This window comes from Carnobacterium sp., from assembly GCF_032094055.1.
Lineage (GTDB): Bacteria > Bacillota > Bacilli > Lactobacillales > Carnobacteriaceae > Carnobacterium_A.
Map to the genome: position 1 here is coordinate 28,329 of NZ_DAMDAK010000006.1, position 9,281 is coordinate 37,609.

9 protein-coding genes and 1 pseudogene are annotated in these 9,281 nt (G+C 34.8%); 5 read left to right on the forward strand and 5 right to left on the reverse strand.

From position 1 onward, the window contains the following. Positions 1-769: 769 nt before the first annotated feature. From RT405_RS01845 to RT405_RS01855, 3 genes are all read right to left on the reverse strand, one after another. The gene (locus RT405_RS01845; RefSeq protein ID WP_313467080.1) at positions 770-979 is read right to left on the reverse strand and encodes a helix-turn-helix transcriptional regulator; all 210 of its coding nucleotides are present in this window, start codon (positions 977-979) and stop codon (positions 770-772) included. 15 nt (positions 980-994) lie between these two features. After that, complete coding sequence (locus RT405_RS01850; RefSeq protein ID WP_313467082.1) at positions 995-1,543, reverse strand: DUF2975 domain-containing protein; 549 nt, start codon at positions 1,541-1,543, stop codon at positions 995-997. A gap of 135 nt (positions 1,544-1,678) precedes the next feature. Further along, complete coding sequence (locus tag RT405_RS01855) at positions 1,679-2,140, reverse strand: NUDIX hydrolase (protein WP_313467084.1); 462 nt, start codon at positions 2,138-2,140, stop codon at positions 1,679-1,681. Between the two features lie 234 nt (positions 2,141-2,374). On the opposite strand from RT405_RS01855, the gene RT405_RS01860 reads away from it, so the two are divergent. The 3 genes from RT405_RS01860 to RT405_RS01870 all read left to right on the forward strand — a co-directional run bounded on the left by RT405_RS01860 (position 2,375) and on the right by RT405_RS01870 (position 5,196). Further along, on the forward strand, positions 2,375-2,932 hold the full coding sequence (locus RT405_RS01860) for an ArsR family transcriptional regulator (RefSeq protein WP_313467086.1): 558 nt from the start codon (positions 2,375-2,377) through the stop codon (positions 2,930-2,932). A gap of 23 nt (positions 2,933-2,955) precedes the next feature. Continuing rightward, positions 2,956-4,179 (forward strand): MFS transporter, encoded by a 1,224-nt coding sequence (locus RT405_RS01865; protein WP_313467088.1) that lies wholly within the window; start codon positions 2,956-2,958, stop codon positions 4,177-4,179. 153 nt (positions 4,180-4,332) lie between these two features. Next, positions 4,333-5,196 (forward strand): hypothetical protein, encoded by an 864-nt coding sequence (locus RT405_RS01870; protein WP_313467090.1) that lies wholly within the window; start codon positions 4,333-4,335, stop codon positions 5,194-5,196. 99 nt (positions 5,197-5,295) lie between these two features. Here RT405_RS01870 and RT405_RS01875 read toward each other — a convergent pair whose 3' ends face one another. After that, positions 5,296-5,517, reverse strand: a complete 222-nt coding sequence (locus RT405_RS01875; RefSeq protein WP_035032964.1) for a hypothetical protein — start codon at positions 5,515-5,517, stop codon at positions 5,296-5,298. Between the two features lie 327 nt (positions 5,518-5,844). Between RT405_RS01875 and tnpB the strand changes: the two are divergent. Further along, positions 5,845-6,984 (forward strand): annotated as a pseudogene (gene tnpB, locus RT405_RS01880) (IS200/IS605 family element RNA-guided endonuclease TnpB). Positions 6,985-7,458: 474 nt separating this feature from the next. Here tnpB and RT405_RS01885 read toward each other — a convergent pair. After that, positions 7,459-8,343 (reverse strand): SDR family oxidoreductase, encoded by an 885-nt coding sequence (locus RT405_RS01885; protein WP_313467093.1) that lies wholly within the window; start codon positions 8,341-8,343, stop codon positions 7,459-7,461. 333 nt (positions 8,344-8,676) lie between these two features. Between RT405_RS01885 and RT405_RS01890 the strand changes: the two genes are divergently transcribed. After that, the coding region (locus RT405_RS01890; protein ID WP_313467094.1) for a linear amide C-N hydrolase at positions 8,677-9,281 on the forward strand (605 nt) is incomplete at its 3' end.

The window sequence follows — 9,281 nt, forward strand, 5'->3', positions numbered from 1 at the left end:
ATTTCAAATTATTAAAATATGATTTCTTTTTTTATTCTGCGAGTGTTATCCTTGGTTTTTAGCTTTCTCCCATATTCTGATTAAATTAACAATAATTATCAGCGGCATAAAATAAAGTGTTTGCTTATCAAATGGAATATTCATATATAAGAAGCTTATTCCAATAATAATAGCTATAACTGTAGATGTTTTCGTTATCTTCATCGTTATTTCTCCTTATCCTTACTTATTTTATTAAATAAGCTAGAAAAGAGGTACCAATTAAAGCTCAGTCCTGTAAATAATAAAAAACCAGGAACCCAGATTAAATTTCCATAATAATTAACATAAGAGACGTAAACAATTACAAGTGATACCAACATGATAAATGAAACTATATGAAATAATATTTTCAAATAAACCATCCTCCTGTTTTAAGTAATTTGAAGAGGCTTTTTACGAAAACCTTACTACTTTATTTACTTTTTATTATTCTCAGTGTAGTGAGCATAATAAAAAGCAATACCCATAAGAAAAGAAATAAAAGCAAATATTGAAATAAAACCATTTATCTCACCGTAATACATATCACTTAATACATAATTACCTATAAAAATAAAAAATGAAGCTATGAAAAATAACGTTCCAGAAATTAAGTACATAAACATTCTCCTTTTATAATTCTCTTACTTTTTTAAATAAATTAGCACAATTTCAAGAACTAAATAAACGCTTACAAATTCTTATTCTTCACTATACTATCATACTTCTTTTAGTTCCGAATAAGAACTTATTCATCAGGTGTATATTCCAAAATATCCCCCGGTTGACAATCTAAAGCTTTGCAGATGGCATTCAACGTCGAGAATCGGATGGCACTGACTTTTCCCGTTTTGATTTTGGAAAGATTAACGTTTGCAATACCAACTTTTTCAGAAAGTTCATTCAAGGACATCTTTCTATCTGCCATAACTCGGTCTAATCTTAAAATAATCGCCATGTTGATCCTCCCACTCTATAATGTTTCATCTACTTCTCTTTGCAGTGCCGCACCATAAGCAAAAATTTCGGCTAAAATATAAAAAATAATGGCTGTAACCAACTCTGTTCCACCTAAACTAATAAAATAATATCCACCTGGAATTAGGATCCAATGAAGAACATTTTGTAAAATGAGGGGAATAAAAATCGTACTGGTAAACAGCCAAGAAACTCTTTTTAGTCGCTTTACTTGTAATTTTTTAAACGGAGATTCACCATTTGAGATATCGCTAAAAATAGAACTCGCTACAAAAAATAGAACTGCATAAATCATACTCACTATTATTCCAATACTAAATATGATGTATCCTTCTCTTAGCTGTGCTAGTTCTACATTAGTGGTAGAGCTATATCCCATACTGAAAAGCGGAAAAGAACTTTGCGTTAATTCAAAATCTGTCACCTTCATAAAACCAAACTTGGCACCGACAATAAAAAAGATAATTATAAAAACACTCAATAACCCGAGGAATTTCAAAAAGATATTCAATAGTTTGCTTGTAAAGGTAATTTTTTTGTTCACATCTATCACTCCTTTTATTTAATTCACACAAAGTATAGCGTTTTAAGTCACGATAAACGTTAAATAATTAATAAATATCATTTAAGATAGAATAGATGACTTAAGAAAACAATACCTCAGCTATTTTTGCTAAAATTACCTATAGATTCCTCTTTTTTCAGAAAAGAAGTCTTGTATCGCGTCTTTATGCTGTTGATTGGCAATTTGGGGAAGGTTATCTTGAGAAAAAAATTTTAAATCTAAGGTTTCTGCTGCATCTCCAACCGTTAATTCCCCTTTAGCTGTTTTGAAGATAAACATCGTTGTAATAGTTTGCGCTTTATCTCCATTAGGATACGTATCAAAATAGGCTGAATAAATGCCCAAAAGAGAATCCACTTCAACTTGCAAACCTGTTTCTTCTGTTACTTCTCTTTTAGCTGCTTGCTCTACACTCTCTCCTCTTTCAACTACTCCGCCAGGCAACCCCCACAGCTTCTTATCGGTTCTTAGCTGCAACAGTATTTCGTTCTTTTCATTGGTAATTATGCCGCCTGCAAAATTTAGTATGATTTCTCTATGCCCTACATAACTTCTGATCCATTTAATATAATCCATGATTCTCCTCCTATTACTGCTTACTCAACCTTATGTTACCAGAATTAGTGCCTAGATAGATAACTCTCTAAGCAATAATTTATTCATATGGAGGAGAAATTTCTATTATTAAAAGTTCACTTATTATAAAACTACTTCTAGGAATTTTAATCTGTTGCTTAATAAAGCATTTAGTGTTAACTTTAACTTACCGGTTAAATAAAATTAACCATACGATTAGAAAAGAGGATTTTTATGAATAATAAATATTTAATCACTACTTATACTCAGCTTAAAACAATCTCCGACCCTTTGCGCGTACAAATCATTATCTTATTAATCGAAAAGGAAATGACCGTCACAGAAATTGGAAAAACTATCCAGTTGCCTAAAGCAAAAGCCTTTTATCACCTTAAAGAATTAGAAAAACAAGGGATGATTCGCATTACTAGAACACAAGAAGTAAAAGGAAATATTCATAAATACTACCGAGCTACCCACAATGGTTTTGAAATAGACGAGCAATTATTACCTCAATTAAAAGAAGATATAGGAACTGTCCATAGTTCGATTATTATCCAGCAACTAGAAAATACTAAAAAAGCTGTTTCTGAAAATGTCCATTTACTTAAAGAAAAAAATAGCATTTCTCAAACCAGACAAGTCAATTGTACAGAAGAGCAATTTACTTTATGGACTACTAAATACGATCAATTAATGACAGAGCTTGATCAAATGAAAGAAGATGAAAACAGTAAACTTTTTTATATTACTACGGTAGGAATAGAAATCGAGCACAAAATATTCGAATAAGGTTATAAAAGGAGGAGTGCTTGATGTTAGGGAAAATAATTTCAAACTTAGTTAAACTAAATAAGTATACTCTCTTTTTTCTATTCGTTAGTTTTGTAATTACCTTCTTTCGCTTTCTTTCTATGCCTTTTTTGACCATATTTTTAAGTTCCACAACTAGCTTTTCTTCTGGACAAATTGGATTAATTATCGGGATTCCAGGTTTAGTTCAGCTTTTTTTAGGCGTAATAGCTTCTAACATCATTGATTATCTTTCTGATAAAATTTCTATTATCTTTTCTCTTTTATTGCCTGCATTTGGAATCCTTGGGTATATTTACTTTGACAGCTATATACTTATGCTGCTTTCTTCAATTATTTGTGGAATAGGATGGTCAATTTATAATCCTTTATTAATGAGTTGTTTAATGAGATATTCCAGCGAAAATTCAGGTACTATTATTGAAATCAACTATTGGATCATCAATTTAAGCGGAGCAATTGGACCGCTTGCCGGTGCATTATTGAGTGATGGAAATTCAACATTCCCTTTCTTTCTATTTTCAGGAGCACTTTCTATCTTAGCAGTCATCACTATGATCTTTTTCCCTTACAAAAGAAAACAAACTACATTAATAGAAAACCAATCTAATTTTAAATTTTCAGTCGCTATTTTATCTTTAGTAGAAACTATCTTTACGTTAGCTAAAAACAAAATTTCTATTTTTCTGTTCTTATCTTTCTTTAGCATTAACTTTATTGAAGCCCAATACAACACAACCTTTGCATTGCATTTAACAGCTGTTACAACAAATGGGATAAACATTCTAGCAAGTATGATGGTCGCAATGACTGTCACTATTTTAATATGTCAGCCCATTTTCATTAAAGTCTTTGAAAAAACTAAAATCAATTTTCTTTTCCTTTTAGGCTCTATATTTTACTGTGCTGGGATTGGTGTATTCTCCATTTCTATTTTCCCTTTATCTTTTATTATAGCTGCAGTTTTATTAGCTATCGGAGAATTATTTATTGCACCAAAAATACAAGTACTGACAGGAAAATCAGCTCCGAATGATTTACAAACAACAGCTTTTGCGTTTACAACCATGGGTGGAAACTTAGCTTACTTTTTAGGGCCTACTTTAGGTGGTTTTATGTATGAGCAGAGCTTCTCCGCTTTATTTATGCCATTCTTGCTCTCTATTGGTTTTCTCGCTGGAGTAACAGCCATAATAGCTAATATACTCTATCAGAAAAAAGGTTGAGTTTTCTACTACTCTAAAAGAAGTTTTTTTGTAAAAAAATTTTATCAATAAGTTTCTATTACTTTCTCTTATTCATATACAAGCCTCTTTCGTTTACCTTAAAAAAAGGAAACGGTATCCTTAAAATAACTTAATAAAGAAGGATGCTTTTTTATGATAAAAAGAAAGAAAATATCTCGTTTTCTGCTGATTGGATTTTGCGGAGCCATACTAACAAGTTGTTCAACTAATAATAACAGTACAAACGATACAACTACGACTAAATCATCAGAAATAGATAGTGGAGATACAGTGAGCAGCGAAAGCAGTTCAGCTACTTCTGAAATGAGCAGCAACATGGATAATGCAGAAACGAATAGTTCAGGAGAAACAACCGCTTCTTCCACTGATCAAGAAAATCAAGAAACTGTTGATGTAGCTTCGAAACTAAAAATAGACCCAGAAAACATCTTATTGCCGACAGATTTTCCAACTGCTGATCCTTCTTCAGTGACAGCTGATATCCTAATAAATAAATCAAATAGCTATACCGTTAGCTATACGGATGATCAAGGAGAGATAGTGGAAGTTTCAGGAACACTTTATGAAGGTTCTGAAATGGCAAAACAAGAACTAACAAACTTTACGGATGGAATATTCATAGTAGAACCTAAGAATGAAAATGAAAAAGCCAAGGAAGAATTAGGAACAGACTTGGGACATGGAATTACTGGATATGGGGAAGGTTCAACAGGCAAAAGCGATTTTAGCTGGAAAGAAGGAAATTGGCAATTGAGCATTCATTCTAGGTTAGAAGATCAAATGAAACCGGCAGAGATAGCGAAGAAAATAGTTGGTTATTTAGAAGACAATACACTTCCTGCTCCAAAGGATCAAGGAATGATTTATATACAATACCCTCAAGGTGGAGAAGAAGTTGATGTAGACATTCGTTGGCAAGACGAAGACAACATTTATCAACTACATACAACAAGAGTCCCATTAGAAGCATTGGAAATGACTGTTTCAATGCAGTAATTGTAGGGTCAAACAAGAATGCAAAAAAGTACTGCACCTCAAAGGAAGAGACTTCTCTCTGCTTTTGAGGTGCAGTACTTTCTATAAATTTCTTTCTAATTAGTAAGAAAGGAGATCCATTTTTATGTCTTGGTAAAGTTGTTTAGCTGCTTCTTGTTGTTTTTCAATGGAAGGTTGTTCCTTGCTGCATGATTTAAAAAAGATACTTTCGATATCGATTAACAAATTTTTAAGCATCGTATTTTTTTTGCGGTCACTTAACTTATCTGAATGGATAATCGCTTTATAATTAGCTTTGAATTCTTCAATTAACTCGATCAAATGAGTGTTTCCTCCCTTATTCCCTTCCTCTTCTTTTACTTCTTGATTATAAATGGAACTGTTTTTTTTTGCTATCTTTCTTGTCCACGAAAAAGGTATTTTTTTGCGAAGTGACACTTTTTTGACACTTCTAGCTTATTTTTTATCAATTCCCGACAGAAGACTCCCTCTTCTCTAAGGGGAGATGAATGTCGTTTGAACGTTGTTCAACAAGTTGTCTCGTTTTTTGTTCCCATTCAGGCATAAAAAATAAATCCAAAAATGTAAGCGTTACTATTGAAGCGGGACTCTTTTCGGAGTATACTAACAGCACAAAAGGGGGAACGGATGTTCAAGTACAAAACTTATCGCTACCGGATTTACCCAAACAAGAAACAACAACAGTCCATTAACCAGACGATCGGTTGTGCTCGTTTTGTCCTCAATCATTTCTTACACCAGTGGACTGAAACCTACCAAGAAACAGGCAAAGGATTATCGTACAGTACGTGTTCCTCCCTCCTCACACGGCTCAAAAAAGAAACTGAAACTCTTTGATTGAAAGAAGTTGACAGTATTGCGCTTCAGTCTTCTCTTGAACATCTGGCGGATGGCTTCGAACGTTTCTTCAAGAAACAAACCAAGTACCCGCGATTCAAAAGTAAAAAGAACCCTGTCCAATCTTATACCACTAAACAAACGAATGGAAACATTGCTATCTCAGGAAACCAATTGAAACTCCCTAAGATAGGCTGGATTCGTTTTGCGAAAAGCAGAGAAGTTGCTGGCAGAATAGTGAGAGCTGCTATTCGGAAAAATCCTTCTGGAAAGTGTTTTGTCTCGCTTTTGTGCGAAGTGGACATTCATCCCTTTCACAAGACGGGTTCTGCCGTAGGCATTGACCTAGGGATAACGGATTTTGCCATTTTGTCCAACGGAAAAAAGAGAGACAACCAACGGTTTACTGCTCAGATGGATAAGAAATTGAAGCGGGAACAACGGAAACTCTCCCGAAAATACGAACAAGCGAAAAAAGACGGGAAAGAGTTGTGGAAAGCCAAAAACTATCAGAAACAGAAACAAAAAACAGCGAAACTCCATGAGAAAGTTGCCAATCAACGAGAAGACTTCTTAAACAAGCTCAGTACAGAGATCATCAAAAATCACAATATCATCTGTATAGAAGACCTGAATGTGCAAGGCATGAAAAGGAACCATAAACTCGCCAAAAGTATTTCCGATGTGTCGTGGTCGGCTTTTGTACAAAAATTGAACTACAAAGCAAATTGGTATGGAAAGAAAGTCATTAAAGTCAGTCGGTGGTTCCCTTCCAGTCAGATCTGTTCTGCATGTAACCATCGGGACGGAAAGAAACCCTTGAACATATGAGCATGGATCTGCCCGGAATGCGGGATACTTCATGACCGAGATATCAATGCGAGTATTACTATTCTGCAAGAGGGATTGAGGTCCATACAACTTGTATAAAAAAACAAAATCGCAGGTACTGCGGGGATAGCTTGGTCCATAAAAGCAACCTCTGACAGTAAAGACATCCGCTGTTAAGTCTACTTTGTTCCCAAGAATCTCCCACTTCTAAGCGCCCGCGTAAGTGGGAGTAGTTCAAAAGTTTAACTAAATTAACATCTTTTTGTTAAGTGTTTTTAAAAATTGAAGGTTCTATCATTTTTGATGTTGGTAAATAAAATGAATCTATTCCACAATCTTGAAATTTTTGGAAGAATAGTGGTTGCTTGCAGCCATGTAAAGGATTCAATGCGAATTACGAAGCGGTTATGCTTCGTTTGAGGCTTGAAAGACTGGAGACACTAGGCTCGGTGCCATGGCTTCTTGCAAGCAGACACGTAAATCCCGGAGGAAATTTCACTACTAATCTTAGTATGTTTGATAAAGAGCTGAAAAAGAGAACTGCCACAAAGGCAATTCTCTTTCTTTTCAATCTCACAACTTGTCTTTTATCTTATTTACGATACCTTTGACAGGAGTCGTAGCGGGTTCAATATCGATCGACTTTTGAACTAGTTCATTTCTTTCTCCCAAATTCTCATCGTACTTTTTATCCCATAACTCTTTTTGTCTCTTCTTGACCATGGGTACCATTGCTTTTGGAACAACGTTTCGGTAATCATTCGTTTCGCCGGTCAGTACTTTGATGGCTTCTTTGATGACGTCTTCCGGATCCAATTGTTCATAAGGAAAGGCCAGCTGTTCATAATCAAAAAGCCGTTCTTCCGGATTGTCTCGCCACATTCTCCATGCCTCAAATTCGCGGTCATTGAACCCAGTTAAGTAAGGTCCTGGGTTGATTACCGCCACTTGCACCTTGAACTCTTGCAGTTCTTTGCTAAGCGATTCAGCAAAAGCTTCCAACGCAAATTTCGATCCGCCATAAGGCCCAGATAGCGGATCTGCCATTAGACCAGAAACCGAAGACATAAAGACAATTTTTCCTCTTTGTTTTTTCGCCATTGCTTTAGCAATTTTTTGAGTCAATAGAATGGGTCCGAATACATTCACTTCAAATTGGTTACGCAATCGTTCTTCTGGTATATCTGCTAATGACCCACCTTCAGAAACTCCAGCGTTATTCAGTAACACGTCTACATCCCAAGTCCACGCTCTTTCTCTATCAGCTGGATTGGTCACATCTAATTTTTCCACTTGAATGTCAACCTTCTTTTCTTTTGCTTCTTTTTCAAGCGCTGACACTTCTGACATCGTTTCAACTCCGGCAATGACCTTTTTCCCTTGTTCGGCAAGACCAAAAGCAATACCTTTTCCAAATCCAGTTCCTGCACCCGTGATCAAATAGGTTTCTTGTACCATCTGCTGTTCCTCCTAAAGTCTTAATAGACTGATTATCTTATCAGCAGTATAACAGCATGCAGAAACCGTTTTCCAATGATATGCATCGCTTTTATCCAAATCTAAAAAAGAAAAAGCTGACTGATAACATTTTTATTTCAACTTATTTTTCTTAGATACCTATCTTGATACACTTGATTGGATATCAATCCCCATACTAGTCAATCTGCCTAAGAAGTATAACTTAAATGTAGGCAGATAAGATCTATGTTAGTATACTGATAGAAGATGAAAAAGCCTTTTTTTATATCCCAAAGTTCAGACTAACTATTTATTAAAAAGGAGACGAATAAGATGTGCACAACAATTGGTTTTTCTTACACAGAAGGAATAGTTTTTGGCAGGACTTTAGAAGTTAGCGTAAAATTAGATAACAAGATTCTTTATGTTCCAAAGAATAATAAGGAATTTCTCAAAATAAAAGATAGAAAATTTGCCACAAAGTATGCAACTCTCGGAACCGGCTTCTTTAACATTGCTTCTTTAGGAGACGGAATCAATGAGATGGGACTAATGGGTTCCAGCAATTTGTTTCCAGGCTATGCTTCATTCGCGAAAGAAGCTGTAGAAGGGAAAATAAATACCGTTACGTCAACAGCTTTTGATTATTTGTTGAGCAGGTGCAAAGATGTTGCTGAAGTAAGAGAAGAAGCTGAAAAACTTGTTTTATTGGAAAAAGACATAGAAGGAGAACAGCAAGCAACGAGTAATCATTTCTTTTTTATGGATGCTGAAGGCGGAAAAATTGTTTTAGAACCAAAAAACGGACACCTAGTTCCTTATGATAATCCTTATGGTGTTTTGACGAATGCTCCCGAATTCCATTGGCATGAAACAAACTTGAAGAATTACTTAAATATCAGACCAGAAAATATTGAAACCAAAGACTTTAATGGTAC